Origin of the sequence: Pseudoalteromonas atlantica, assembly GCF_043641955.1 — a bacterium.
Lineage (GTDB): Bacteria > Pseudomonadota > Gammaproteobacteria > Enterobacterales > Alteromonadaceae > Pseudoalteromonas > Pseudoalteromonas atlantica_A.
This window is the reverse complement of sequence record NZ_JBHZRV010000002.1, coordinates 182,247-208,174: the sequence shown is the minus strand read 5'-3', so window position 1 is coordinate 208,174 and position 25,928 is coordinate 182,247. Positions and strand designations below refer to the sequence as shown.

At 38.8% G+C, this 25,928-nt stretch carries 27 protein-coding genes and 2 tRNA genes; 6 read left to right on the top strand and 23 right to left on the bottom strand.

The genetic code is table 11. The features are described 5' to 3' along the window. The 12 genes from ACHUE3_RS04555 to ACHUE3_RS04500 form a co-directional block, all read right to left on the bottom strand. A tRNA-Lys gene (locus tag ACHUE3_RS04555) sits at nt 1-71 on the bottom strand. A 168-nt stretch (nt 72-239) separates the two neighbouring features. Beyond that, nucleotides 240-992: a tol-pal system protein YbgF gene (gene ybgF / locus ACHUE3_RS04550; RefSeq protein ID WP_394190633.1), complete on the bottom strand. Its 753-nt coding sequence runs from the start codon at nt 990-992 to the stop codon at nt 240-242. A gap of 13 nt (nt 993-1,005) precedes the next feature. After that, on the bottom strand, nt 1,006-1,548 hold the full coding sequence (gene pal, locus ACHUE3_RS04545; protein ID WP_394190631.1) for a peptidoglycan-associated lipoprotein Pal: 543 nt from the start codon (nt 1,546-1,548) through the stop codon (nt 1,006-1,008). Nucleotides 1,549-1,584: 36 nt separating this feature from the next. Then, the gene (tolB, locus tag ACHUE3_RS04540; protein ID WP_394190629.1) at nt 1,585-2,943 is read right to left on the bottom strand and encodes a Tol-Pal system beta propeller repeat protein TolB; all 1,359 of its coding nucleotides are present in this window, start codon (nt 2,941-2,943) and stop codon (nt 1,585-1,587) included. Between the two features lie 9 nt (nt 2,944-2,952). Continuing rightward, nucleotides 2,953-3,882, bottom strand: coding sequence for a cell envelope integrity protein TolA (tolA, locus tag ACHUE3_RS04535; RefSeq protein ID WP_394190627.1), 930 nt, complete (start codon nt 3,880-3,882; stop codon nt 2,953-2,955). A gap of 1 nt (nt 3,883) precedes the next feature. Continuing rightward, on the bottom strand, nt 3,884-4,318 hold the full coding sequence (gene tolR / locus ACHUE3_RS04530) for a protein TolR (protein ID WP_394190625.1): 435 nt from the start codon (nt 4,316-4,318) through the stop codon (nt 3,884-3,886). Further along, a complete protein-coding gene (gene tolQ / locus ACHUE3_RS04525; protein ID WP_394190623.1) occupies nt 4,305-5,006 on the bottom strand; it encodes a protein TolQ in 702 nt (233 codons plus the stop codon). Before tolQ ends, tolR begins: the two co-directional genes overlap by 14 nt. Before the next feature lie 1,094 nt (nt 5,007-6,100). Then, nucleotides 6,101-7,108 carry a Holliday junction branch migration DNA helicase RuvB gene (ruvB, locus tag ACHUE3_RS04520; RefSeq protein ID WP_394190621.1) on the bottom strand — a complete coding sequence of 336 codons (1,008 nt, stop codon included), beginning with the start codon at nt 7,106-7,108 and terminating at the stop codon, nt 6,101-6,103. A gap of 7 nt (nt 7,109-7,115) precedes the next feature. Next, nucleotides 7,116-7,736: a Holliday junction branch migration protein RuvA gene (ruvA, locus tag ACHUE3_RS04515; RefSeq protein WP_394190619.1), complete on the bottom strand. Its 621-nt coding sequence runs from the start codon at nt 7,734-7,736 to the stop codon at nt 7,116-7,118. A 1-nt stretch (nt 7,737) separates the two neighbouring features. Then, nucleotides 7,738-8,262, bottom strand: a complete 525-nt coding sequence (gene ruvC, locus ACHUE3_RS04510) for a crossover junction endodeoxyribonuclease RuvC (RefSeq protein ID WP_394190617.1) — start codon at nt 8,260-8,262, stop codon at nt 7,738-7,740. 159 nt (nt 8,263-8,421) lie between these two features. After that, nucleotides 8,422-10,923 (bottom strand): ABC transporter permease, encoded by a 2,502-nt coding sequence (locus tag ACHUE3_RS04505; RefSeq protein WP_394190615.1) that lies wholly within the window; start codon nt 10,921-10,923, stop codon nt 8,422-8,424. After that, nucleotides 10,913-11,626: an ABC transporter ATP-binding protein gene (locus ACHUE3_RS04500; protein WP_394190613.1), complete on the bottom strand. Its 714-nt coding sequence runs from the start codon at nt 11,624-11,626 to the stop codon at nt 10,913-10,915. The genes ACHUE3_RS04505 and ACHUE3_RS04500 overlap by 11 nt, the downstream gene beginning before the upstream one ends. Between ACHUE3_RS04500 and ACHUE3_RS04495 the strand changes: the two genes are divergently transcribed. The 3 genes from ACHUE3_RS04495 to ACHUE3_RS04485 all read left to right on the top strand — a co-directional run bounded on the left by ACHUE3_RS04495 (nt 11,627) and on the right by ACHUE3_RS04485 (nt 13,190). Then, nucleotides 11,627-12,247 carry an arylesterase gene (locus ACHUE3_RS04495; RefSeq protein WP_394190611.1) on the top strand — a complete coding sequence of 207 codons (621 nt, stop codon included), beginning with the start codon at nt 11,627-11,629 and terminating at the stop codon, nt 12,245-12,247. 99 nt (nt 12,248-12,346) lie between these two features. Next, nucleotides 12,347-12,423 (top strand) — tRNA-Pro (locus tag ACHUE3_RS04490). A gap of 278 nt (nt 12,424-12,701) precedes the next feature. Next, on the top strand, nt 12,702-13,190 hold the full coding sequence (locus tag ACHUE3_RS04485; RefSeq protein WP_394190609.1) for a hypothetical protein: 489 nt from the start codon (nt 12,702-12,704) through the stop codon (nt 13,188-13,190). 190 nt (nt 13,191-13,380) lie between these two features. Here ACHUE3_RS04485 and ACHUE3_RS04480 read toward each other — a convergent pair whose 3' ends face one another. The 5 genes from ACHUE3_RS04480 to ACHUE3_RS04460 all read right to left on the bottom strand — a co-directional run bounded on the left by ACHUE3_RS04480 (nt 13,381) and on the right by ACHUE3_RS04460 (nt 17,069). Then, nucleotides 13,381-14,325 carry a reverse transcriptase family protein gene (locus tag ACHUE3_RS04480; protein ID WP_394190607.1) on the bottom strand — a complete coding sequence of 315 codons (945 nt, stop codon included), beginning with the start codon at nt 14,323-14,325 and terminating at the stop codon, nt 13,381-13,383. Continuing rightward, entirely contained in the window at nt 14,312-14,605 is a 294-nt protein-coding gene (locus ACHUE3_RS04475; protein ID WP_182675729.1) for a helix-turn-helix domain-containing protein, read from the bottom strand. Before ACHUE3_RS04475 ends, ACHUE3_RS04480 begins: the two co-directional genes overlap by 14 nt. 48 nt (nt 14,606-14,653) lie before the next feature. After that, nucleotides 14,654-14,887: a hypothetical protein gene (locus ACHUE3_RS04470; RefSeq protein WP_182675728.1), complete on the bottom strand. Its 234-nt coding sequence runs from the start codon at nt 14,885-14,887 to the stop codon at nt 14,654-14,656. A 518-nt stretch (nt 14,888-15,405) separates the two neighbouring features. Next, nucleotides 15,406-16,740, bottom strand: a complete 1,335-nt coding sequence (locus ACHUE3_RS04465; RefSeq protein WP_394190604.1) for a hypothetical protein — start codon at nt 16,738-16,740, stop codon at nt 15,406-15,408. Nucleotides 16,741-16,832: 92 nt separating this feature from the next. Beyond that, nucleotides 16,833-17,069 (bottom strand): MerR family transcriptional regulator, encoded by a 237-nt coding sequence (locus ACHUE3_RS04460; protein ID WP_290170254.1) that lies wholly within the window; start codon nt 17,067-17,069, stop codon nt 16,833-16,835. Nucleotides 17,070-18,200: 1,131 nt separating this feature from the next. Between ACHUE3_RS04460 and ACHUE3_RS04455 the strand changes: the two genes are divergently transcribed. Next, nucleotides 18,201-18,422: a hypothetical protein gene (locus tag ACHUE3_RS04455; protein WP_138764976.1), complete on the top strand. Its 222-nt coding sequence runs from the start codon at nt 18,201-18,203 to the stop codon at nt 18,420-18,422. Next, nucleotides 18,415-19,296, top strand: a complete 882-nt coding sequence (locus ACHUE3_RS04450; protein WP_394190602.1) for a site-specific integrase — start codon at nt 18,415-18,417, stop codon at nt 19,294-19,296. The genes ACHUE3_RS04455 and ACHUE3_RS04450 overlap by 8 nt, the downstream gene beginning before the upstream one ends. Nucleotides 19,297-19,415: 119 nt before the next feature. Here the strand turns inward: ACHUE3_RS04450 and ACHUE3_RS04445 are convergent, their stop codons facing one another. From ACHUE3_RS04445 to ACHUE3_RS04425, 5 genes are all read right to left on the bottom strand, one after another. Further along, entirely contained in the window at nt 19,416-20,156 is a 741-nt protein-coding gene (locus ACHUE3_RS04445) for a hypothetical protein (RefSeq protein ID WP_394190600.1), read from the bottom strand. 21 nt (nt 20,157-20,177) lie between these two features. Further along, nucleotides 20,178-20,501: a hypothetical protein gene (locus tag ACHUE3_RS04440; RefSeq protein ID WP_394190598.1), complete on the bottom strand. Its 324-nt coding sequence runs from the start codon at nt 20,499-20,501 to the stop codon at nt 20,178-20,180. An 82-nt stretch (nt 20,502-20,583) separates the two neighbouring features. Beyond that, nucleotides 20,584-21,837 (bottom strand): tyrosine-type recombinase/integrase, encoded by a 1,254-nt coding sequence (locus tag ACHUE3_RS04435; protein WP_394190596.1) that lies wholly within the window; start codon nt 21,835-21,837, stop codon nt 20,584-20,586. 512 nt (nt 21,838-22,349) lie between these two features. Next, nucleotides 22,350-22,970 carry a LysE family translocator gene (locus ACHUE3_RS04430; RefSeq protein WP_394190594.1) on the bottom strand — a complete coding sequence of 207 codons (621 nt, stop codon included), beginning with the start codon at nt 22,968-22,970 and terminating at the stop codon, nt 22,350-22,352. After that, complete coding sequence (locus ACHUE3_RS04425) at nt 22,967-24,073, bottom strand: NADH:flavin oxidoreductase (RefSeq protein WP_394190592.1); 1,107 nt, start codon at nt 24,071-24,073, stop codon at nt 22,967-22,969. The genes ACHUE3_RS04430 and ACHUE3_RS04425 overlap by 4 nt, the downstream gene beginning before the upstream one ends. Nucleotides 24,074-24,176: 103 nt before the next feature. On the opposite strand from ACHUE3_RS04425, the gene ACHUE3_RS04420 reads away from it, so the two are divergent. Further along, on the top strand, nt 24,177-25,082 hold the full coding sequence (locus ACHUE3_RS04420; protein WP_394190590.1) for a LysR family transcriptional regulator: 906 nt from the start codon (nt 24,177-24,179) through the stop codon (nt 25,080-25,082). Nucleotides 25,083-25,243: 161 nt separating this feature from the next. On the opposite strand, the gene ACHUE3_RS04415 is transcribed toward ACHUE3_RS04420, so the two are convergent. Continuing rightward, a complete protein-coding gene (locus ACHUE3_RS04415; protein WP_394190588.1) occupies nt 25,244-25,702 on the bottom strand; it encodes a methyltransferase in 459 nt (152 codons plus the stop codon). Nucleotides 25,703-25,928: the final 226 nt, after the last annotated feature.

Sequence of the window (25,928 nt, the reverse complement as noted above, 5' to 3'; positions counted from 1 at the left end):
GGTCATGATGGACTTGAACCATCGACCAATGGATTAAAAGTCCACTGCTCTACCAACTGAGCTAATGACCCGCTCTTTTTGCCGCAATTTGAGTGGTTGAACCATTCCTCTGCTGCGGGCGCTTATAATACTTATTTAAAAAATGAGTGCAACAGAAAATGTCTCTTTTTTTAAGTTTTTATGTCTAGTTGACCAATTTTAGACCGCTTATGACAAAAAGCAGTCTAATCAAGCTCATTCTACATTTTTGCTAAGCGTTCTGCGGCTAATTTTGCAGCAGTAGTACTTGGGTACTGGTTGATCAATTCATTCAAAGTTTTTAACGCAGATTCGGTTAAACCTTGTTCATGAAGCAAAGTACCTAGCTTTAACATTGCATCAGGACGTTTATTTGAATTTGGAAATTCATTTACGACTACTTTAAAATGTTCTGAAGCTTGCGCTGAATCATTTTTAATCGACAGCAGCTGCCCTAACCAATAATGTGCATTAGAGGTATATACAGATTCTGGATAAGTAGTTAAAAAAGCTTGAAACTCTGGTATGGCTTGATCATAGCGTTTATCTTTCATTATTAACGCCACAGCACGATCGTAAGCTTCATTTTCTGACAAGTCAGTACTGATTGTTTGTGTAGCTAAAGGCTCACTGTAGTCTGTTTGCGGCGTTTGTGCTGGTTGTGAATATGCTTGGCTAACACGATTTTCAATTTCTTGATAAAGTTCACGTTGGCGCTGAAGAACTTTTTCTAATTTATAGCTTTGCTCTTCTGTAATACCACGCACTTGACTGACTTCATCTTGCAAAATATTGAGTTGCTGTTGTAATTCTACCTGCAACAAATTGCGTGATTGCATCATTTTTTCAAGAGCAGCTAAACGCTTCTCAACGCTTGATTGCGAGTTTGCAGCATCTGAAACAGGAGCGGGAGCAGCCCATAATTGGGTGCTCCCGCTTAAGATCATTGCTGCCAAAATAATTTTCGGCTTCATAATGTCTCTAATCTTAGTAAACTAATACCGCACGGCGGTTTTTTGCGAAAGCTGATTCAGTGCGAGACTTAACCATTGGCTTCTCTTCACCATAGCTCACAACTGACATTTGGCTAGCAGAAACACCTAAACTTTGTAGGTATTTTTCAACTGATTGACCACGATGTTCACCCAGTGCAATGTTGTACTCTGGCGTACCGCGCTCATCTGCATGGCCTTCAATAAGAAGCTTAACAGATGGGTTTTGTACTAAAAACTCAGCGTGTGCGCGTAACAACTCAGCATACTTGCCTTCAATTGTTGCTTTATCAAAATCAAAGTAAATAACTTGTTCTTGACGAAGTGACTCGTATTTTTGACGAAGCTCTTCTTGTGCTTGTTGTTCTGGCGTAATTGTAGACACTTCAACCGTGTCATTTTGCACTGTTTGCTCAGTTGTACCTTGATTTGATTGGTTTGCAGCACCTTCATCAATATCTGATGATGAGCTACAAGCTGCTAAAGTCATTACAGGCACTGCGATTAACAGACCTTTGAGTATTTTATTAAGTTGCATTGAGTAGATTCCTATATTGTATAAACTAGCAATTTATTACTGTAAGTAAGGCGACCAAGCTGGAGCCTTTACTTCTCCATTTAGCACAGGCAAGCGTGCTTTAAAGCGACCATCCATTGATACCAGCGCCAGCACCTGTTTATTATTATGGAGCGTGCTATAGATGATCATTGAACCATTTGGTGCAATGCTTGGAGATTCATCTAAACGCGTACGAGTTAACACCTGAAACGCGCCACTCGCCAACTCTTTTTTAGCGAGATGGTACTGACCTTGTGTACGGTTAACCATCACTAATTCTTTTCCGTCTGGCGTAATTGAACCGGCGAGGTTCATATCACCGTCGAACGTCATTCTTTGCGCTCTGCCAGTTTGTAAATTTAACTTATAAATCTGAGCATTACCACCCCTTTCAGAGGTAAACACAACATCTTGGCCATTTGGATGCCAAGATGGTTCGGTATCTATACTGCGGTGGTTTGTTAGGCGTGTTTCTTTACCTGTACCTAAGTCACGCATGTACACTTCAGTTGCACCGTTTCTGTCTTTAGACAACACGAGTAAGAGCTTTGTACCGTCTGGTGAAAACTGAGGCGCACCATTAATCCCTTTATGGCTGGTAATCAATTCACGCTTACCTGTGTAAAGGTCTTGCATGTAAATTTGGCTTTGGCGGTTTTCAAACGTCACATACGCGAGCTTAGTGCCATCTGGTGACCATGCTGGCGACATTAGTGGCTCTTTTGAACGCAATAGTACTTGTTCATTAAAGCCATCGTAATCAGCTACAACAAGTTGATATGGCATTGGTTCTTCATCACGCACTATAACGTATGCAATTTTTGTTAAAAAAGCACCTCGTTCACCCGTTAACTTTTCATAGACAACATCACTTATTCTGTGTGCATAACGTCTAAAGCCGTTTTCAGGAATAATACTTTCACGCGCCTCTTGAATATGATCTTGGCTTTTAACAAGTTTGCCATTACTCATCATTTGCGTTTCACCACCAGTAATTTGGGCGCGGATCACATCAATCAATTCATAGCTTACTAAATAACGACCATCGGGTTGCTGATCTACGTTGCCAACTAAGATAGCCTCAACGCCTAAGTTAACCCAAGCTGCATAGTCAATATCACCATCTTTACTTGGTAACTGTGGCATATCATTAACACTAATTGGTTTAAATTTACCACTGCGCATTAAATCTTGAGCAATCACATCGCTCAACTTTTGGGGAATTGGCTCTATGCCATTGTACTTAAATGGAACAATTGCAATGGGTCGTGCTCCATCTATACCGTCTGTTATTACGATCTCTAATGCTGCACTGGCAATGCCATGAAATCCCAGTAGTACAATAAAACAAGCATTTTTTATCTGGTTAAACATATCAATCCTTTAAAATTGAGGCGCTATAGTTAAATTAATATTTTTTAATTGCTCAAATACATCACGGTCTTTGGATACCGGCAGAGTATCCGCCATTCGTACCGCACGCATTGCAGCTTCGCAAACTAATGTATCTCCACCCAATGATTTTACTTGTGTCACAAGTCCATTAAAACCTAGACGAATATTAAGACGACACTCTTTGCCTTTCATCTTTACGTCTTTTAAAAAGTTTTGTTGTATACGCGCCATTATTAAAGCTTTAAATTTTTCTACTTCACCAACTACTTGTTGTTGACGTACTTTGTTACGCGCTGCCTGTTCTTGTGCCAATTGATCTTGTAGCATCTGTTCTTGTAACGCTTTAAGGCGAGCCTCTTCGGCAGCCTGTGCACGTTCTTTAGCTTCTTGCTCTTCACGTGCTCGCTGTTCTTCTGCTTTTTTCAAAGCCTCTTCTTCAGCTTTACGTTTATCAGCTGCTGCTTTTGCTGCTTGCTCTGCTTCTTCCTTTTGCTTTTCAGCTTGCAGGGCTTTAGCACGTTCTTTTTGTTCAATTTCACGCGCTTTTTTAGCTTGAGCTTGCGCTTGAGCGGCTTCTTTTTCTTTGGCTCTACGTTCGTTTTCTAACTTTTTAATACGCCTTGCTTCTTCTTCGCGTTGTTTACGCGCATTATTAGCACGACGTTCAAGATCACGTATGCGTTTATCTTCAGCACGTTTCTGTGCATCTTCTTTACGCTTTAACTCAGCAATTTTTTGCTCAACCATTTTTTGATCAACTGTCACCGCAGCAACCGCATTATCAGCCTCAGGCATAGGCTCTGAGTTAAGTGTAACTTCTAACACTTTTGGACTGGGCATATGAAAGCTTGCCGAGCCTATAATTCCGCCAATAATAAGCAAGTGTAACAACACTGATTTTAATACTGAAGCACCCATATTAGCTTTTACTTCCTTCAAATGATTCTGTCATTAGACCAACCGAAGGAACACCTGCATTTTTTAAAAAATCCATCAATAATAAAACCTCTTGATAAGATACTTTACCAGAGCCTTTAATCATCACTGGTGTCTGTGGATTCTTCATTAATTGTAATTTAATGACAGCAGCAACATCGAGCGCTTCCATAGGCTCTTCTGGGTTGGTGCCTACACTAACATAATACTTACCTTGCGCATCTATTGAAGCAATAATCGGCGGTGTATCTTTAGTATCAACCAGATCCGACTCTTCCATTTTTGGTAAATCAACTTTCACACCGTGTGTAATTAATGGTGCGGTTGCCATAAATATGATTAATAATACCAGCATTACATCTATGTAAGGTACTACGTTTATCTCAGCAACAGGGCGACGCTTTTTACGCTGATACATTCGCTTTTGCCTCTATTTGTGTAGCTGCTTGACGGTGTAAAATATTCGCAAACTCTTCCATAAAGTTAATGTAGTTTGATTCAAGCTTTTCTACTTTATTAGAAAAACGATTGTAAGCAATAACAGCCGGAATGGCCGCAAATAGACCCATAGCCGTAGCAATAAGTGCCTCGGCGATACCTGGTGCAACCATTTGCAATGTTGCTTGTTTCACTTCACCCAGTGCAATAAATGCGTTCATGATGCCCCAAACAGTTCCAAATAAACCGATATAAGGACTGATTGAACCCACTGTCGCTAAAAATGATAAGCTAGATTCAAGTTTCTCAATTTCACGTGAAAGTGCCACGCGCATCGAACGATGAGTGCCTTCCATTACAATGCTTGCACTTTGAAATGATGTTTTTTTATGGCGTGCAAATTCTTTAAAACCTGCGATAAATAATGCTTCAACACCTGTCACTCGGCTACGAGATGAAATTTCATTATAAAGCTTACTTAAATCAATACCTGACCAAAACTTTTGTTCAAAACGCTTTGCATCTATTAATGCATCTGATATTGCTTTTTTACGCTGAAAAATTATGGCCCATGACATAATTGACATACCCACTAGTGACAACATCACTAACTGTACCAATACACTTGCTTCGAGGATTAAATCTACAAAATTAATTCCTGATCCCACAATAAACTCCCAATTCGATTTCTTGTTAAGTACGCATTTTATAATGTGCGAGTATGACCATCAATTCAGTCAATAGTTCACGCTAGTGTATCCACTGTGTTGTTCACTGACAACGATGTTGCTACGAATTAGCAGCAAAAAACGGTGAAAACCCAAACTTACACTTTAATAATGTATATCTGATTCTAAAATAACCAGTGTATTTTAAGCGCATTGAACTTTTAGTTCGCATGAAGTGCGCTTATTTATATATAAAAAACAACTAAAACACACGCTTTATTCACATTTGGTGCATAAACACGCAAAACAACAGTTAATCACTCATACTGCAAAAAATAAACTAATCATTAACATTTTTAGCTATTAATAATAAATCACTATATTACAACACCATACAAGCCTATATAAGATATAAAGTTTAAAAATAATCCAATGATTTTTTCCGTCACATTAGTTTTTTTAATGCCAAAAAGAAATTTTTCTAGTTTGAACACAAAGCAACTTTTGCGTATTATTCTCCCATACCGAGCTAGCGCAGTAATAACAAACGTTATTAAGCACTGTTCTTAGCAATATGATTCTGATTTTTCGTATTGCATTGCTTAAAGGCACCATGATAAAACATGATTAATTTAAGCTGTATACCCTGGATTACTTCCTTCAACTTGTTGTTTACCCGCATTCTTATGCGGGTTTTTTTTTGCCTAAAATTTTTATTTCCTTTTGGCACACACGATAAGGGCTGCTTGCTTAACAGTAAGTGAACTAAATCAAGCGGGTTAAATATAACAGTGCAATAGGGTGATTTATAAACTAACCAACCTGAACTCTGGTTAAGAGATGTACTAATGCATGGATATTAAATAACAAATTTCTTCTTAGTCTCCAGCCAGAGACTTTTAGCGATAACAAGACGAATTTACGCGTCAATAGCTGGCCTATTGCAAGTAAATTCAACGCAGTTAGCGTTGAAAGTAGCCGCTGGAGATATATTTATTATCCAGAGCTCAGGTTAACAAGATGCATAAATGGGTTCAATTGCATTAATAATGCCTACTGGGTGTAGAAAGTGTAATTAATGCAATCTGAAAAACTTAATCTTTCTTTGGCAATAAACCAAAGTGTTCATAAGCTATCTCTGAGACAAGACGCCCTCTTGGCGTTCGCTGAATAAACCCTTGTTGAATTAAGAATGGTTCTATCACATCTTCAATCGTTTCTTTTTCTTCGCCAATAGCCGCAGCCAAATTATCTAAACCTACAGGTCCTCCCATAAATTTTTCAATAATAGCGAGGAGGTATTTGCGATCCATATAATCAAAGCCACTTTTATCTACATCAATCATATTAAGTGCAAGCTCAGCGACATCAGCGTTTACTGTGCCGTCTGATTTAACTTGCGTGTAGTCACGCACTCGGCGCAATAGCCTGTTGGCAATACGAGGAGTGCCTCTTGAACGCTTTGCAATTTCTATTGCGCCATCTTCACACATTTCTAAATCTAAATAATGTGCAGAACGTCCCACAATGGTTGATAAATCAGCGACTGAATAAAACTCCAAACGCTGAACAATTCCAAACCGGTCTCTTAGTGGTGATGTTAGTGAGCCTGCACGAGTTGTTGCGCCAATTAGAGTAAAGGCAGGCAAATCAAGCTTTATAGAGCGTGCAGCTGGGCCTTCACCAATCATAAGATCGAGCTGATAGTCTTCCATTGCTGGGTAAAGGATTTCTTCAACCTGCGGGCTTAATCGATGTATTTCATCAATAAACAACACATCGCCTTCTTCAAGGTTAGTCAAAAGAGCAGCTAAGTCCCCCGCTTTTTCAAGAACAGGGCCTGAGGTGGTTTTAATATTTACCTTAAGCTCGTTGGCAACAATATTAGCTAACGTTGTTTTCCCCAGTCCTGGCGGCCCAAAGATCAATAAATGATCGAGTGCCTCAGCACGAGTTCGTGCAGCTTCAATAAATATTTCCATTTGTTGTTTTACATGGGGCTGGCCAGTGTAATCAGCCAATAATTTTGGCCTAATGGCGCGATCAACAACGTCTTCGTTACTTTGCTCGCTTGCGTCTATAAGACGATCCGCTTCAATCATGGTTTACTCACAACATTGATTTTAGAGATTCTTTTATTAGATTCTCTGTAGACATACCCGGCTTACATACAGCTTTTACTGTTTTTTGTGCTTGAGCTAGTTTATAACCTAAAGACACTAATGCTGAAACGGCGTCATCTGATGCATTATTTGCGACCAACGTATCGTTTGCAACCGGTTCAATAACAGCATTATCGCTAAATGGTGTAAATAAGTCATTACCCCAATCTTTTAGTCTGTCTTTCATTTCAAGTACTAAACGCTCAGCTGTTTTCTTACCAACGCCAGGTAATTTTACTAAGCTAGTCGCATCTTCATTATTAACGCAACTAACAAACTGTTGCGCCGACATACCTGATAAAATCGCAAGCCCAAGTTTGGGCCCTACTCCGTTTGCTTTTAATAATTCACGAAATAACGCACGTTCAACTTTATTATTAAAACCAAATAATAACTGAGCATCTTCTCTTACTACAAAGTGTGTGTAAATTATTGCGGATTCACCTACATTAGGTAAATCATAAAAACATGTCATTGGCATGTTTACTTCATAACCAACACCGCTTACTTCAATCAGAATCTCAGGTGGCTGTTTTTCAACTAAAACACCATTTAAACGACCTATCATATTATTTCCTTAATCTTCCTCTAACGGTTTTAGATGCACTGCCCGCTAGTTTTATTAAATTTTGTTCTGAGTGAGCGTGGCATATCGCAATAGCCAATGCGTCAGCGGCATCAGCCTGTGGGGTTCCAGGTAATTTTAAAATGTTTTTTACCATTTGTTGAACTTGTGCTTTATCTGCACCGCCATGGCCTACTACAGCTTGCTTGATTTGCCGAGCTGAATACTCAAACACAGGAAGCTCTGCCATCGATGCCCCCACAATTGCAGCACCACGCGCTTGACCAAGCTTCAGTGCAGAGTCAGGGTTATGGGCCATAAACACTTTTTCAATCGCAAAGGTGGTTGGAGAAAACTGTTCTATTAACTGGCTAACACCTTGATAAATCATTTTCAAACGAACAGGAAACTCATGCTCTGCTAACTTAATACAGCCACTGCCCAAATAGTTGAATTTTGACCCTTGGTGCTCAATTACGCCATACCCTGTTAACCGAGAGCCAGGATCGATTCCTAAAATTATAGCCAACTATAAACCTGTTATTTAAAGGGTAATAACGCAATAATGCCAGAGCACTGTATAAATTACCAGTAAACATATTATTTTGAATTAAGCGTTGTTTGTTTTTAAACCTTAGATACAAAAACACCCGCAGTTGCGGGTGTTTTTTATTCTTAAATTACTTTACTAAGCAAGAGAGCGAAGTAGACCTTGCGTATTTTTACGCATGGTTCTAGCAATCATCATATAGCCTAATACCGACACAAATATGCCACCAGCCAATGGGCCTAACACCCAAATATGTGGATGTAACTTACCTGCTAGTTCAAACATTTCCTTTTGTACTACAAGTAAAGCCAAGTCACTAATTAGTGCAGCTACAAAACCTGCGGATGCCCCTAGTAATAAAAACTCATAAAGCGTTGCATTTTTTATCAGTCGCCCCTTGGCGCCTAACGTTCGCAAAATAACAATTTCTTGCATTCGTTCGCCCAAACTGGCTTGCACTTGCGAGATAAGCACTAACGCACCACATAAAACCACAATTGACAATACAAAGCCTATAGCCAGTGACACTTGTGAAATAGTAGATCTAATTTGTTTGACGAAGCTATCTACGTCAATAGCATTTATGGTTGGATAAGTGCGAAGTAACTCACTGAAATCACGCTTTTGCTCTGCTTCAATACGGACTGAAGAAATATACGTAGCAGGAAAATCAGCTAACACATCAGGGCTTAAAATAATAAAGAAGTTAGGCTTTAAGGTTGCCCAGTTAACTTTACGTACACTGGTAATTTTCGCATCAAAAGACTGTGCGCCGATTAAAAATGTGAGTGTATCGCCCATCTTTACATCGAGCCTAGCCAGCATTGATTCCTCTAAAGACGCTTCTGCAACGGCATCGTCACTAAACCATTGCCCATCAATAATCTCGTTATGGCTAGGTGCATCTGCAAGCCATGTTAGGTTTAGCTCACGGCCAATACCCGAACGCGCTTCTTCGTCTTTTTTCTCGTTATCTTCAAGTGACACTTCCCGTGCTACCAACTCGCCGTTTACCGCATTAACCCGACCACGTATTGTTGGGTAGAACTCTGACACTTGAATGTTCTTCTGCGCTAAATAGCTATTCACTTCAGGTAGCTCTGACTGCGTTATATTCACCAAAAATGCATTAGGTGCATCACTAGGTAACTGGGATTCCCAATCAGAGATCATGTCATTTTTTAGTACAACTAAAAACAGTAATAACTTTATCGCAAGTGAAAAACTGATTAATTGAACTGCGTTTGCATTTGCCCGCTTTTGTATCGATGCAATCGCAAGCGACCAGCTACTTCCTGGGCGCAGGCCTAGTTTACGACCGCCACCAAATATCAGTCGCGAAAGGCCAAATAGAAGTGCAATTAAAATTAAGGTAGAAATAAACAAAATTGCCGTTATTTTGAGGTTATTACTAAATAACCACATCAGTAAAAAAACGGTTAAAGCAGACATACCTAAATGGACTTTACTAACTAATAATTTATCACCTAGGTTACGGCGTAAAACACGCAGTGGTGGTATATCAAACAGATCAAGCAGTGGCTTTATGGAAAACATCACCGCACAAATAACACCGGTACTGATAGCAACCAACCATGGTTTAGCACTAGCAGCAGGTAATGTATTGTTCATTGATTTTGCAAGGTAACCGGTAGCTATTTCTTGTAAGCCGTAGCCTATCAATAACCCCACCAGCACAGACAAAAGGCAGACCATTGAAAGGTGTAATAAATAAATTTTGCGTATTGTGGTTCGGCTACCGCCAAGGGTTTTCATCATCGCGACAGGATCATACTGGCGCTCACAATAGCGTTTAGCAGAAACCGCAATCGCCACGGCAGCTAAAATTATTCCAAGTAAACCTGCCAATAATAAAAAGCTTTCAGCACGGTTTAAGCTATTAGCAATAGGTGACTGTCTGTCTTTCACGCCGTACCATTGCTGGTTTTCCTTCATTTTTGGCTTTAACCAAGCGTAAAAATTACTTATATCGTCTTCATCACCTGCGTAAAGCTGGCGATAAAAAACGCGACTTCCTGGCTGAATAACTTGTGTAGCAGAAATATCAGCTTCATTTAAAAGCACACGACGACTACTTGAAAAAATATTAAAAGGTGCATCCGGCTCCTCAACTAATACTTTTTCAATCACAAATTGCGCAGCGCCTAATTCAACAATATCGCCTACTTCAACTTTTAAAGCATAAAAAACTGACTCACTAAACCATACATGCCCAACACTTGGGCCTTGGTTTGCCACTTCTACGGTTCCAGTTAAGCTAGATTTAACTTTTAACTCACCCTTCAATGGGTACTCAGGTGACACAGCTTTTACTGAGCTTAATTGCATTTCTTCATTAGCAAAAAGCATGGTATCAAAGTATGTAAGCTTGGCTGTTTGTAAGTTATATTCTTGTGCTTTAGTTAAGTAATCTGCTGGAATAGCGTGACTGCTTGCAAGTACACGGTCTGCGGCAATAAATGCACTGCTTTTTTGTGCAATGCTTTGGCCTATCCGGTCTGTCACCATGGATAAAGTTAAAACTGTTAACACAGCTAATGCAATTGCTGCACATATAACCGTTAACTCGCCTCGGCGAAACTCCCGACTAAATAATTTTAATGCTAATTTAGCCCACATTCGCAATAACCTCGCTTGTATCTTTAACCAACTGCCCTGCTTCTATTTGCAAAATATGTTGGCACTTCTGCGCGAGTGTTTCGTCATGTGTCACTAAAACAAGCGTAGTACCATGCGACTGATTTAGTTCAAACAATAAAGATTCGATCATCTTACCGTTTTTACTATCTAGGTTGGCTGAGGGCTCATCTGCAAATAAAATCTTTGGCGTGCCAATAAACGCGCGAGCAATGGCAACACGTTGTTGCTCACCGCCTGATAACTGTGATGGGTAATGCTCAACCCGGTGGCTTAAGCCCACCTTTTCAAGCAGCTCAAGTGCTTGTTGCTTGGCATTATGATCGCCTGCAAGCTCAGCAGGCAGCATTACGTTCTCAAGTGCGGTTAAGCTTTGTACTAACATAAAAGACTGAAACACAAAGCCTACTTTTTCAGCCCTCAAAGCAGCGCGAGACTCTTCATCTAAGGTATGTAAAGGTGCACCATCTAAATGAATTTCGCCTTTACTAGATTGATCAAGGCCAGCCAATAAACTTAACAGAGTAGACTTACCCGAGCCAGAAGTGCCAACAACTGCAACTGAGTCTCCAGACTTGACATTAAACGTGATGTCGCTGAGGATGGGCAAGTCCCCTTCGAGGGTAGTAACCGTTTTAGAAAGACCTTTAACTTGAATTATATTTAATTGAGATAGCGCTGACATATGATGCATTCAATCCTACGTTTTTTATTTGTTTTACTGTTAGTAATCAAACCACTTACTGTAGCAGCTGACAACACAATTTTAATATTAGGTGACAGTTTAAGTGCCGCCTATGGCTTAAAACAAGAGCAAGGCTGGGTTAAATTGTTACAAGATAAATACGACGCTGACCAAACAGGCGTGCAACTTATCAACGCCAGCATTAGTGGTGAAACAACAGGCGGTGCCCTTCGGCGTTTAGCAGGCCTACTTGATGAGTTTCAACCAAGCCATGTGCTTATTGAGCTTGGTGGCAATGATGGATTACGTGGTTTTCCCACAAAAAAACTCCAAAACAACCTTACCTCTTTAGTTGATAAAAGCAAACAAAGTGGCGCACAAGTAGCCATTATGGAAATTCATATTCCACCTAATTATGGACCTCGCTACACGAAGATGTTTACTGAAAGCTTTGCACTAATTGCAGAACAAACCAACAGCCATTTAATGCCATTTTTTGTACTTAACGTAGCCACTGACAGCAGCCTAATGTTAAGCGACAACATTCACCCAAATAAAGATGCTCAACCCATTCTACGAGACGTAATGTATAAATCGATCAATAATTGGTTAGCTGATTGAGTTTGCTGGGCACTATTTTGCCCAGCTCGTATAATAAATATGCAAACAAACAAAAGCATATTGATTTTTCTAAAAAATTACGTATATTGCTCGCATAGTCGGTATGTGGCGCAGCTTGGTAGCGCACTGTCATGGGGTGGCAGGGGTCGAGAGTTCGAATCTCTCCATACCGACCAATTAACCTCTTTTTATTTCAATTAGTTATAAATTAGAGTATCTTCTTTATCGCACTATTAAATTAGCCTTTCTAAATATTTATCGCACATTTATCGCACCCTTTTTATTCTGGTTTATTTTCTACTTTCTGATTCTGATTGGGGGGGATATATAGGAATAAAGCTAATGGCACCCTTCTAAACCAGCTTTATCATCATTATAAATGAATATACACTTTTAACTTGTCTCTATGTTTTTCAAATTGTAATTTGAATCTAAAAGTACAGTAGAGAATGTTATGCAGATCGATCAAAAAAGAAAAACCACTTCCCCCTTATTGTTTGATGAAATTATTTGTGCAATTGTGTTTGGCTCAATACCCTGCCTTTTAGTATTACAATTTTCAGGTGTAGAAGGCCTAGTTAGCTTTTTCGAAGGAATTACGCCACCAGACCATCTAATATACTACTTTCTTTTACTGAATATTCTGCATAGTGTTGTGTGGGCTATTTCTAAATACAGTTTGTCTTTATCCGACTCTAGTAGAACATTAAAATACAGATTACATGCACTTTCATATCAAGTTGGTTTTAACCTAGTAGGCTTGTATCGCGCTATTGCAGGTTCACTCCCTTTCATTGCCATACCTATATTAATTTATGATTCGACAGGAGATAGCATCCTTAAAGCTATACTTATGCTTTTATTTTCAATTGCTAGTTTACTAGTCGCCTACTGGCTAACATATTGGCAGCAAAAGACAGCACCTAGAATTAAAGAATTTTGATTTATGCTCAAGCAACAAAAGTTTGAAACTTTAGGCAACCACTAACTTGAAAAACGCTGAGGAAATGTGAATTGAAGATTAAAAGAATATAGACAGCTCTGAGCGGTGCGTAGTAAGAAGAATCCATAAAATGTAAAAGATAATTTAAAATGATTAGACGTACGGTATTTATTTATACTTATGTTAAGTTTTAAGCTGATACTGGTTTAACTTGCGACAATCGAAGCCTAAGCTTTTCCGCTTCTGATTTATGCATTCTTCCCATTGTATTAACTTTACCCATTACACTGTTGAATAACGAATAATACTCACTAGAGCCTGAACTCTTTTTAAAGGTAATTTCGCAACAATGTACAGCCGCTCGAATTTTATTTCTCTTTTCTTTGGGCATTGTTGGCTGCTTTTTATTCACGTTAACACCATGAACTTCTTGCTGTGTGTTTCTAGGCATTATTTTATGCTTTTTACGATTTGGTTTAGCACCAATACTGCGAAACAAGGAATAGATTGTACTTATAATCTCTGATTTCTCTTTGGCCTCAATCAAGCGCTTAGATGATACTGTTACGTCATCAACATATCTTGTATAAATTAAACCCTTGCGTTTCAACTGAACAACCAACTTTTCTTCTCGATTCCAGAGCACTAGATTGCATATATAACTGCTAGTTTTAGCCCCTTGTACAACAAAACCATTCAAAGTAACCAGTTCTGCAAGACATTCCGCGACGACATTAGAAAATCCAAAAACTCCTACCCACATCTCATGAACAACTTTTTTCGAAATACTCGGAAAGAAATTAGTTATATCCTCACTGATTAAAACTTTAGAGCCAACATGCTTTTGGGCATCCGTAAGATAGTCTCTACTTCTAATACTTCCTTGGAGATAATCAGGATATTTCACTCGTTTTAGAAATGCTTCACAGATTTTCCCATGAAGTGTTTTCAATGAAGGTCTTGCGTCATAAGTAAACCGACTAGAACCATCAGCCTTTATAATCTCTTTAGTCAGGAAAAAAAGTGAATCTGATTTGGTTGTAATAGCCATTAATTCGCTTAACTCTATATTAAGAGCGATAGCAAGTTTATTTAAATCACCGATAGGTGCGTGAGGATAACTAAGCTTCTTCAACTTCCGCTTCCATCAGAGAAAGAGCGGTGTGAGAAAGTTTTTCAGCAAGTTCCTTGCTGATTCCATCTCTATCACTGGCTTCTGAAGCTAAGAACATGAAAATACTTGTTGGTATGTTCATAGCCTTACATATTTGATTGATGGTAGAAAGGTTCGGATCTCGTTTACCTTGCTCCAGCAAGGTTAAGTAAGAAATTGACACATCCGCAGCTTGCGAAAGCTTCGTTTTTGTCATTCCCTTTTGAGTACGGCAAAGAGACAATGCTTTTCCAATATTCATAATTATACCTCCTAAGAAAAGAAGTGACCTGCTGTAAACGGGCACGTCTTAGAACTCGGAAAAAATTTTCAAAAGCCTTTCAACAGCAGGAGCAAGAGAAATACACTTACCCAATATTTCTAGTAGCTGGGTTGGCGACTTCTTATGTCCGTAATTTTCAAGGTCTAGAATAATTTGTTCCAGTTCTGCGTGTTTACTGCTGTCCATATCATCATGCATTTCCGATTGAAACATTTTTAATGATTCAATGGATTTCTTTAAAAGACGGTGATTATTTTTCATAATCAAAAACCTCTCTGTCATTCAGTGCAACATTGCACCAGTCGACAAAACAATACTGAACTGAATAGAAATGCTATGGACAGCACAGGTCACTCATTCTTGGGGCTACAAAGTAGCCCCTCCAGTCGAATTTATCCTCAATTGCTCACTGTCGTTCCACCTAATAGTGATGGTCAGTGTTGCTGGACATTTGCTAGGTAGCTGATTGCCTAAGACAATCGACTCAAGAGAGTCACAATCTTGTTCAGATTTAGGTCATATCTTTTATAGAGCATCAGGGTGATACACCCTGTACGCTATCTATAATACTTAAATTAAAACTAAATGCAACATAATTTTACTGTGAGTCAAAAAATGAGTGTTTTAGATAATTAATATGACTGCTATATATTTAATAATGCTGAGGGTCTATTTAATCATTGCTCTTGTTATATGGGCCAAACTAGTACAGAAAGTTCTAAACCTTATTGTCTCAGTTTCATATTTTTTGTTTAATTTCAATCTAAGCACCCGTTACATTATGCTATCCAATATCTTTTAACTGTTCTTAAGCTAAGGTTTGTGAGAAGTGCAACAGCCTGTTGAGTTGGTTTGTTGCCTGTTTCTTTGGTTATTTTCTTAACTGTTTTTTTAACAAGCTGCTGTGAATTACTTCGCTTTTTAACCGCAGTCTCTGTAGCTGCTTTTTTTTGCCTTTCCTTGATTTCAGCCTCTGATAATTTAACTTTAGGTTTTGTACTTAAATACTCAGGACTCAACCCAAGTAGGTCCTCCATGTAATCAGCTAATGTTTCTTTTTTGTATTTGTAGTGGGTAGTTTTTGCTGTTTTAGTCAAGTTAATCAACTCTTCCGTTGATAAGCCAATTAACTCATCATTTATTTTTGTTAGCTTTTCAAATGCAGTGTTTTTATTCAGGTGCTGAAAAGCAACAAACAAAATGAATGCGGCTTTGTCCCGTTTACCCTTTGGCACAGATCCTTGCTTATAAAAATGATTTTGAATCGTGTTGATACACTTTAACCACCACTCTTTGATATTATGTCCGTAACGCCTTGGCGTTTTTGAATTCCCTCTTTTAGCTTGAGGCTTAAATGGTAGTTCAATTACGCGCTTTTCCTCTTGCTTTAGTTTTAGCTCATTATAAAGCTTTCCCAAATTCAGATAATTAATCAACTCATCAAATTTATACTTAAAACCGCCACCAAAATACCTTGCTTGCATTCCGGTTCTTCCATGTACTGAACCAGGTATTCGTAGATTTCCATAAGCCCGTTTTGAAGCCATCTTATCAACAAACCATAAGCCATCTTTACTGATTAATTGCTCAACAAGCGTATTAGCTATTTTCTTCCAGAGCTCTTTATTTACATTATTTGCATCTACGGGATCATATATCCAATATAAATGAAGCCCACCAGAGCCTGAGCACACATAACCGGTCGGTGGCGGCAACAAACTAGCTTCAACCTGTTGTAACACTTCCTTAATCACTCTTTTCTCAACGCTACGAACAATTGGTACATCAAGTTTTTCTGTAATATCTATATCGAGCCAGTTAGCTCTAAACAGGGCTAAGCCCTTATCTCGAGGCCAATTAAAAAATTCATTTGGACTAAAATAGATATTCACTGCCTCACTCTCTCGATTCAATATTCCTTGTACGAATCGACTTGTTTTACACTTAAAAGTTTTTAAATCAGTAACTCTTTTAGACTTACTATTCCCCAACAGAAAAGTTTTGGTTTTGGATTCATGATTATGGCTAAATAAGCTCCTTACATATTTAGGTGAATGAAAATCTACCAATTCAAAAAAGTCTTTTGGATAGGTAATAGCGTACTCTGGCCACAACAAAGGTGGCCTTTCTATTAAGGCAAGCATATAATTTGAAGATGCAAAGTGCGGTTGGGGTGTGGCCGGTCAAGCTGCCCCTTTCGCCTTTATTACATCTTCACTCCTTCAAATCGAGCAAGCCATTGCTCAACTGTTTCGCGCTTAAATAGGCGAACTCGTCCCAATTTAATTGAAGGTGGTGCTAAACGCTGTACTTGATAAAGGTTGGCATCTTTTCCAGACTCAATAGCCTTACGCTGGGCGCTAAGGCGATTATTAATTGTGCCTGTAGATAGGTGTAAAAGCTCTGATAGGTCTTTAATTGATAAGATTTCTGATGATGGCATGTTCGCTCTCCAATACGTAAATGAAAGCGAAGGGCGTTATGGATGCGCAAGACATCACCACATTAAAGTGGTTTCATAAGTTTCCTCGTTACGTATTGAAGGCAGCCTGAAGGCGCCTGTTTTTAATGTCACCTAAGTGACTCCCTTCGCAGGAACGCACTTAATGTGCGTACAAATGAATATAAATGATGAAACGTGAACTTTCAAGAGCTGTTTTAAAGAGTAGCTTTACCTCTAAAAACTTTTTTATCCTTTAACTATTAACTTGCTGTCCCTCACCTACCAATCTAAACCAATATTCTAATGCTGCTAGCTTAATACTTTGATCCTCATGCTCCCAAATTAACTTTTCGAGGAACGCCAAAGCGATGTACTTTTCAAGTCGAGTTTCAGTTAACTCCTCCTTAAGCTTTCTAAGCCGACTATTTGACACTTTTCTAGTTCTGCTGCTGGCTGTCGTTTCTGACTCACAGTGTATAGAGCTATGATGGTTCATTTTATTTTCTTTTCCTTTTAACTATGGCTTGCCTGTTTCTATAAAACAGGACTGCGAAAAATATAACTAGGCTAATGATGAGTATATTACTCACTATCAATGGACCCATATAAACCTCCTAATCTCTTATAATCTAGGACCTTATTGAGTATATGCCATAGATTAAACTTCATAAAACCAAGCCCTTTTTAACTGAGGCATCATGAGCAAATGCCTCCTCTTTTAAAAGGGGCTACGCCCCCCGCTATGTCGAAGCGATAAATCGCTCGCTTCATAGCGGGGGGCTTGGTTTTTCATACCTTATGCGCAGGTTTTTATTTGCAGATTGCACAGAATCAATTTTAACGCTAACCTAATACTGAAATAGCCTATTAGGCATTTACCAAAAACGGCGCTGTTCAGCTGCCGACAACACGTAGTGAGAACCCTCACTCATTTCAATTTAATAGTCATGTCTCTCGCCACATTTAAGGCGTTATATCGGCGCTTTCTGCTGCCGTTTTTCACGTAAAGAGGAAATTCATTAAGGCGAGATCGGTCCGAGCCTTTCGCATGTGCGAAAAACAGGGGCGAATAGGCTTCAGTGTCGCTGAGTAACTAAGTTGCCAGTTAATCTTACAACCTTGGAGATAGACATGACTTTTGATCTGAATAAAGAAATCGAACAATTAAATGAGCTAAAAAAGCTACGTACTAAAAAACGGCATAAACCTTCAAAGCTCGACAAATACCAGTACCAGCTCAGGAAGTTTTATGAAAATGGGACTACAAAATCTGACCTTCAACTTTGGCTAGCTAAACGAGGGGTGAAAGTGCATTGGACAACTGTAAAACGGTGGATTGATAAGAATGCCTAAATTTGCCAAAGCTGAAACGCAAGCCAAAAACGTTATCAAAGGACTAACTAAAACAAAGCGTATAAAGTCTCTAGGTACTGCCAGAAACTATATGCAGTCACTTAAGACGGTTGCCAGCTGGTCCAAGGACATCGGCATTAATGGCATTCAGGCTATGAGTACAGAGCAAGCACGCATGTACCTCGATTACAGGGCTGAGATTGTTGGTCAGAAAGCCTTGGATATGGAACGCCAAGCAATACAAGCGATGATGCAATTCAATGGCAAATTACAACCAAAACAGACTCTTTACAGAGTAAAGTCGTTATTAGAAGAAATAAAACGCTCGCGTGCATACACAGCTGAACAAGCTAACGCCATCTCTCAACGACAAACTGTTAAACACGAAATAGCAACACAACTTGCTTACGCCGCAGGCTTGAGAGCCCATGAACTATTAACACTCTCTAAAGCAAGTGAAAGACCGTCAAATAACCGCCCAGCCCTAGATTCGAAATGGCAGGGCCGAAGTGGTGAGCTATACACGGTAGCAGGTAAAGGCGGCTTGATACGACATGTGTTAATACCAAACTACCTTGTTGAGCAATTAGAAGCTAAAAAGCTCAAGCAACCTATCACAGTCACCGATAGAGAAATTAATTATTTGCAGCGTTATGATATAGGTGGTGGCAAAAAATGGTCTGACTCTTTTTCTAAAGCCTCTAACCGCACCCTACTATTTTCAACTGGTGCACACGGCCTGAGGCACAGCTATGCTCAAGAAAGAATGGTTGAGCTTAATGTGTTAGGCTTTAAATATAAAACGGCCTTAGAGACCGTTTCACAAGAGATGGGGCATTTTAGACCTGAAATAACTGAAGTTTATTTGAGGTGAGTGATATATTTCTTTATATAGAAGAATATTTTTATTTATTAGCCTCGCAGTAAACAGTTTAGTAATTATAAGTTAGTAAGTGAAGGTAGGTACTTATATCTTTTAGAGGCTTCTAACTATTAATTCAGCTTTGAATTTTCCATCGTCAATATTATATGGATTTTACAGTCAACTGTATCTATTGAAGTACCAAGTTCGTATTTTTCTTTCGCATTAATATATGCATCCTTTTTACTTTTATCCATGGGAGTGATGCTCCAATATCGCCCATTTAAATTTTTATCTGGGCTAACTATCTCTAGAACTTTTTTCTCAGCAGTATCATATGCAGAAACTATAGCTGTGCGAGATAAAGCATTTTGCCAAAGTGTAGCTGCATTCGCTGTTTGTCTAATATCCGATAACACTAACTCAAATCTACTCGCTAAATAGGAATAAGCTTTCTCTGATAACTTATTGCCTCTATGATCTTCTTGGATGTAGGTAGAACGAATTTGCACACCGTTTAAATAGCCATCATTGTAAGAAGTGACGCCAACTGTACCGATGATTTCTTTTTCAAATTCACTAACTTTCATACCTATCAGATCACAAAGGTATTTAATTAATTTATTAGTATTTGGCTCATCAACGCATTCATCCTTAAAGTCTTCTAGCGCTTCCATGACCCAATCCTCTTTATCAAAAAGTAAATTGCAGATCAAAAGTTGGTAATCAAGCTCACCAGTTGGGGATCTACTTAAAGCAATTTGATATAGAGAATTTACTGGAGAGAGATATAGTTGTACGGAGGATTCATTTATATCTACTATAGATAAATCCTCTAGATTATAAGTAAACTGTGTAATTAGTTGAGGCATTAATACCTAAATGGTCAAAGTTTAAGCGAAATAATAATTATCTGTATCAATTGAATCTACAGAAATAAAATTATTAAATGCTGTTTTAGCTTCAGTTCTAAATAGCTTTCGACTATTCTTTTCAACATTGCCAACCAAAGAGAGTACTAATTTATTATTTTTGTACTCAGCCTCAGCTATAATTGGCATCTGACGAGCATTGTTATGTGTTAAGTTAAATAACACATAGCGCTTTGTCATTAGAGTCTCATTAATAACTCTCACATCCATGTTTTGCTGTAACGTATTAGAATAGAAGGTAAAAGCGCGTTTAGCATTAAGTAAACGTATTGATGATCTTTGCATTTTTCCTCCAGGATATGATTGATAGTAATATTAATTATAAATCTAGTATAACAAGTTAAAAATAATAAGAGGTCAGACCAGTTCAACCTATTAATTTTCCCCATTTATCTAACGCTTTGCGACGCTTTTCCATATACTCCTGCATATTATAAACGCCCTGCACCCCTTGTAGTTGATGATTAAGTATTTTTTCAATTACTATCGGGTCTGTACCAATATCATCATCACCTAATCTTGTCGACACAGTTCTCCGTAAATCATGAGGTACAAACTTTGGTACTCCAAGTTGCTCTAACTTCCGACTTATAGATCGTGACAGTGAGTGCCTATCAATAGGTTGTTCACCTGGTCCTGATTTATTAGTTGTTGTGCTCGGAAATACATATTTTGAATTAAGATAGCCAAATGCTGCACGCAACTCATCAAGCAAAATAACCATATTTTGACTAATCGGTACTTTATGGGTTCTCTCGCCATTTTTATTTTGCTTCACGCGCTCAGCGGGTATTGTCCATATCATTTTATCAAAATCAAATTCTTGCCACTGTGCACCTGTAACCTCTATTGGCCGACAACCTGTTAAAGTAATACACTTCAATGCGTAAATAACTTGCTGGCTTATACCTAGCTTTGGTAAGCGTTCAAAAACTTGAATCACTTCGTCAAACTCCAGTGCTCTGGTTCGAGATTTTTCGAGGCCACCTACACTTTTCTTTTTCACTGTACTTATCGGGTTGCCTTGTATTAAATCTCGCTCAACACCAAAGTTAAACATCTGTTTAAGGATGGATAACGTTTTATTAGACTGCGTTTTAGCGCCTCTATCAGTTATTGGATCAAGCACTTTTTTAAAAATTTCACGGCGGGTTATTTCTTTAAGTTTATAGTTGCCAATAAATGGCAGAATGTCTTTTTCAAACATTCTAATTACTGGGTCTACACCTTTTCGGTTGGCTTTAATGTCTCTTTCAATAAACTCATTTGCAAGTACAGCGATTGTCGGCGAGGCGCTTTCTTGCTTTTCAATCAGCGCAGCTTTTTTCTTTTGTAAAAAAACATCAATACCACGCGAAACATCACCAATATATTGCTTAGCAAGCTGCCTGGCCTCACTCACTGTTATTACCGATGAGCTGCCTAAGGCTAATCTTCTTTCTCTTGAACCTCGGCCTCCAAGGCGGTAATACAGATAATATACTTGTGAGCGTTTACCCTCTTTATTTGGTTTTCCAACATTGAGATAAAAACCGGAGATCTCAGTGTCATTAATTTTGGTAATTTCCAAAGGAATATTTTTGAGTATAGATTCAGTTAATTTTACTTTAATTGACGCCATTTTTCGCACACCTAGAGTTAACCCTAAATTTTTGTCGCACATTTATCGCACGAGCTGATTTTAGTTCACTAAACTTCACGTTCATTCACTAGGTATAATTTAAAAGCACAATCCTTTCAATAGCAATGAGTTACAATAACTTTGAATACTTCACGATAGGACACGTTAAGCCACTTTTGTACACTAAAGAACACAGGTAATTTTTATGGGGTGGCAGGGGTCGAGAGTTCGAATCTCTCCATACCGACCAATTAATTTAAATATTAAATACTTATAATTTAAATAAATGATAAGTAGCTTCACTACTTACAGCTAATTCAGCTCGCTCATATGTATTTATTAGATAAAAAACTTTAATTTGTAACAACATCCCTATCTTTTCCCTAATACACTGATGTGTAGCATAACTCTTAATTATAAAACTTATAACTTCAATTGATAACACAAGGCTCTAGGCGTAGGATTAAATGAGTTGCTCATTTACGATGATTAAATCTCATAGTTTAAAATTATCAATAACTACTAATAAGCCAAAAGACTGCAATACTAATCATCATCAACGCCGACATCCTACCTAATAGTTGACCTTGCCCTCGTTCTAGCAGCAACCTATTAATTTTTTGGCCGCCATAAGCATAGAGGAGTAAATTTATGCATTCAATCAGTGCGATCAAGCCTGTAAAAAGTAATGTTTGTAGACCCAATGGCAAAGCTGAGTTCATAAATGGTGGCAGCAATATCATAAGAAATAACCAGGACTTAGGGTTCGAAATCGAAACTAAGAAGCCGCGCAACATTAAATCACTATTATTACAGTCAACATGCACTGTAGCTGCATTAACTTTTGCACTCCTCCAACCATTAATACCCAACCATATAAGATAAAAAGCACCAACATATTTGAACACTTGCATAGCTGTCGGATACTCAACCAGCAATTTGGTATAACCCAGCAGGGCTGTTAGAGCAATAAGTGATATTCCAACAACCTCACCAAAAATGACCCAAAGCGCCCTTTTGACGCCCAAGCTGGCACCGTAACTCAGAGCAAGCATCATAGACAAGCCTGGTGATACGGAAATCAAAAAAAAGGTCGGAATAAATATTAGCAGCAACGTCCACTCTGATATCATGCTTCTTTTACTCGCTCAAGCACGCCGTTCATAGATTTTAGGTACTTCAATGCCTCAGAACTGAACCCCTGCTCGGCTATCCATGACTCGCTAAATGGCGGATAAATTACTGAAGCGCCCTCATTGACTCGCTTTACCCAGTCTGGATTACCTAATGCGGCAGTACCAATAGCCACCAAATCTGCGCCACCAGCCAATGCCAACTTAGCGTCTTTTTCATCTTGAACTTTTCCTGCTACCATCATAGGAATATTAGCTGGATTAGCTTTACTTAACTCAGTCAACAAGTCAGTCCCAACCTTGCCGTTAACTGATTTAAAAGTATTGCCCATTGAATAATGCACATAATCAATTTCCTCAGCTGACAGTAAACACGTGACAGCTAACTGATTTTCTAGTTCGACTCCAACCACATTGGCATAACTTTCTGGCGATAAACGCACACCTATCAGTAACTTACGTGGCATACGTGCACGAATCCCTCGCACTATTTCGATCAAAAGCCGAGCTCTATTTTGTACACTGCCTCCCCACTGATCAGTCCGCCGATTAACTTGGGGATTGAGAAAGTTACATAGTAAAAAATTATGTGCTGCGTGCAATTCAACACCATGTAAGCCTGCGTCATAAGCTCGTTGCGCTGATCGAACAAATGCCTCTATGAGCTCATGAATATCATTATCTTTCAGTTCAGTTACCCCCAGAGCATAACGGTCACTTGGTTGCTCAGCGCTAGGCCCTGAAGGAGCACCTTCATTTAAATCAGGCAAAGCCCTTACTCCACCATGATGAAGCTGCACTAATACCTGTGCATCATTTTCATCCGCAACTTTAGCTAAACTCGAAAAGGCATTCTGCTGTGAGAGCGTCATAAGAGCGGGTTGTCCTGACCAGCAACGACCACCAGGCCACACCTGAGTTGCCGCGGCAATGATTAAGCCAAACCCGCCTCGAATACAACTTGCAATCCAATCAAGTTCAGCTTGACTTGGATCTCCATTGTCAGCACTCATGTTATGAGTAAGAGGCGCAAGTACCGCACGATTTTTAAGCTGCACTCCTGCTTGAAGAAATTGATACGCATTATTTATATCTTTTTGCATGGGTTAAACCTGTTATGAAATGATATTAAGTCCATTGTAACCAATGCCAAACAGGATATAATCAGAGTTTTAGGAAATACATTAATGCCCAACAGGACATGAAATGAATAATCACAAAACAGATACTCTTTATCTTATGCGTCTGTTGGTCGCCATAGTTCGATTCGACTCATTTGCCTTGGCGGCCGAGCACCTTGGCATAACACCAAGTAAGGCCTCTAAAGACATAAAATATTTAGAACACACTTTAGGAGTAGTATTACTCAACCGCACCACTCGAAAACTTCACCTTACAGATGCAGGTGAGTTGACCTTTAGCCAAGCAGAACAAATGATCACATTGCATGAGCAGTTAATTGATGGTTTAAACAATCAACGCAACGCACTCAGTGGTGAGCTTCGTATCTCGGCGCCCACTTTGTGGGGTGAAATAATGCTCACGCCTATATTGCTTAAATTTCGCGCCGAACACCCTCAAGTACGTTTAATAGCTGACTTCAGCAACCATAAATCAGACTTACATAGAGACAGTATTCATGTAGTATTTCGCAGCACTGAGCTAAACAACGAACCCTATCTCGCTCGCTTCATTGCAAAAGATGAAATGGTATTGTGTGCAACTGACGAATACCTGTTACAGAGTTCAGCGCTAACTCACCCAGAGGACTTAAAAACACATAGTCTAATTACCCGCTGTAATGGGTATTCACGTTATGAGCAATGGACATTAATGGATAATGATAAAGAGTTAATAGTAAATGTTGCCGGCGAATTGGCTTTTAGTGATAAAAAAGTAATCCACGCAGCCATGTTGCAAGGAGCAGGAATAGCACAGCTACCTCGCTATCTAGTTGCCCAAAAATTAGAACAAGGGTCTGTTCGTGAGGTGTTACCAACCTTTCGCCCTAAGGGCGCAAGTTTTTACGCCCTTTATACCCAGCGACGAGCTGAGTCAGCCTTAGTGACTCATTTTGTAGAGTATGTAATGCAATCACTCAGCGAAAACTAGGTCTGTTGGTAATATTTTTTATGTTTTAAGTTATGCTGATTTTTAGAGATAAAAAATCAAACCTTAACTTTATACCAAGCTAAAGAAATAATACTTGAATATCTGTTGCGCTGATAAGTGTTGCAGATTATTTTTAAGTTTCACTACAAAATGAACTGCCATCACTGTTTACAATTTGGTTGCCAGTTGTACACATAAATAGGTGTTTTGTAGAAATCACTAAGTTTAATAACTTTAGTTGGTTTATGTGATGGTAAAGCGAAGGTGTTGCTCACAATGGTGATGCTTTTTGCCATGTCGTGTTTCAACTTATCTTCAAGCGCCACCATTGCACCAGGGAAAAGGTAACATACTAGAGTAGCAGCCCCGCTGAGATCAGCATTTTTAAAATCTTTACGGTATAGAGTAAGGTTATCTAAACCCAAACTATATTTAAAAATCACTGAAACAAGCCATGGAAACCAAGATACCTCATAGCCAATAACCTGTTTGTTCGGATGCTTTTTGGCAACCGCTATAACAAGCGTTCCCCAACCAGAGCCTAAATCAACTAACGCGCCTTTTTCACCTGTATTTATTTCGGCCAGCATAGTTTGGCACGCTGTGCTTGAACTCATCATCGGTGAAATACCCGTTTTTAAAGTACTCCAAACAATTGATAAAGCGATTAAAAGAATAATAAAAAAAGTGTGATAGCAATAAAGTCCATGCTAAGTAATACCTAATGACAGCTGAATATTCATAATTTACCTTAGCGCTGATTTTTCAAATGCTAGCGTAGCCTTATGTTCAAATTTACAAGAAGCAACAACTTGCCTGCTCTTGGTAAATCGAATCTAAGTCTAA

Coding starts and splice junctions, on each gene's coding strand:
- ACHUE3_RS04420 (WP_394190590.1), top strand. CDS start 24,177: ATGAATAATCACAAAACAGATACTCTTTATCTTATGCGTCTGTTGGTC.
- ruvB (WP_394190621.1), bottom strand. CDS start 7,108: ATGATTGAAGCGGATCGTCTTATAGACGCAAGCGAGCAAAGTAACGAA.
- pal (WP_394190631.1), bottom strand. CDS start 1,548: ATGCAACTTAATAAAATACTCAAAGGTCTGTTAATCGCAGTGCCTGTA.
- ACHUE3_RS04455 (WP_138764976.1), top strand. CDS start 18,201: ATGACTTTTGATCTGAATAAAGAAATCGAACAATTAAATGAGCTAAAA.
- ACHUE3_RS04450 (WP_394190602.1), top strand. CDS start 18,415: ATGCCTAAATTTGCCAAAGCTGAAACGCAAGCCAAAAACGTTATCAAA.
- ACHUE3_RS04505 (WP_394190615.1), bottom strand. CDS start 10,923: ATGTGGGCTAAATTAGCATTAAAATTATTTAGTCGGGAGTTTCGCCGA.
- ACHUE3_RS04440 (WP_394190598.1), bottom strand. CDS start 20,501: ATGCAAAGATCATCAATACGTTTACTTAATGCTAAACGCGCTTTTACC.
- ACHUE3_RS04435 (WP_394190596.1), bottom strand. CDS start 21,837: ATGGCGTCAATTAAAGTAAAATTAACTGAATCTATACTCAAAAATATT.
- tolA (WP_394190627.1), bottom strand. CDS start 3,882: ATGGGTGCTTCAGTATTAAAATCAGTGTTGTTACACTTGCTTATTATT.
- ACHUE3_RS04425 (WP_394190592.1), bottom strand. CDS start 24,073: ATGCAAAAAGATATAAATAATGCGTATCAATTTCTTCAAGCAGGAGTG.
- ACHUE3_RS04475 (WP_182675729.1), bottom strand. CDS start 14,605: ATGAATATTGGAAAAGCATTGTCTCTTTGCCGTACTCAAAAGGGAATG.
- ACHUE3_RS04495 (WP_394190611.1), top strand. CDS start 11,627: ATGATGCATTCAATCCTACGTTTTTTATTTGTTTTACTGTTAGTAATC.
- ybgF (WP_394190633.1), bottom strand. CDS start 992: ATGAAGCCGAAAATTATTTTGGCAGCAATGATCTTAAGCGGGAGCACC.
- ACHUE3_RS04500 (WP_394190613.1), bottom strand. CDS start 11,626: ATGTCAGCGCTATCTCAATTAAATATAATTCAAGTTAAAGGTCTTTCT.
- ACHUE3_RS04485 (WP_394190609.1), top strand. CDS start 12,702: ATGCAGATCGATCAAAAAAGAAAAACCACTTCCCCCTTATTGTTTGAT.
- tolB (WP_394190629.1), bottom strand. CDS start 2,943: ATGTTTAACCAGATAAAAAATGCTTGTTTTATTGTACTACTGGGATTT.
- tolR (WP_394190625.1), bottom strand. CDS start 4,318: ATGTATCAGCGTAAAAAGCGTCGCCCTGTTGCTGAGATAAACGTAGTA.
- ACHUE3_RS04460 (WP_290170254.1), bottom strand. CDS start 17,069: ATGCCATCATCAGAAATCTTATCAATTAAAGACCTATCAGAGCTTTTA.
- ruvA (WP_394190619.1), bottom strand. CDS start 7,736: ATGATAGGTCGTTTAAATGGTGTTTTAGTTGAAAAACAGCCACCTGAG.
- ACHUE3_RS04430 (WP_394190594.1), bottom strand. CDS start 22,970: ATGATATCAGAGTGGACGTTGCTGCTAATATTTATTCCGACCTTTTTT.
- ACHUE3_RS04470 (WP_182675728.1), bottom strand. CDS start 14,887: ATGAAAAATAATCACCGTCTTTTAAAGAAATCCATTGAATCATTAAAA.
- ACHUE3_RS04415 (WP_394190588.1), bottom strand. CDS start 25,702: ATGATGAGTTCAAGCACAGCGTGCCAAACTATGCTGGCCGAAATAAAT.
- ACHUE3_RS04445 (WP_394190600.1), bottom strand. CDS start 20,156: ATGCCTCAACTAATTACACAGTTTACTTATAATCTAGAGGATTTATCT.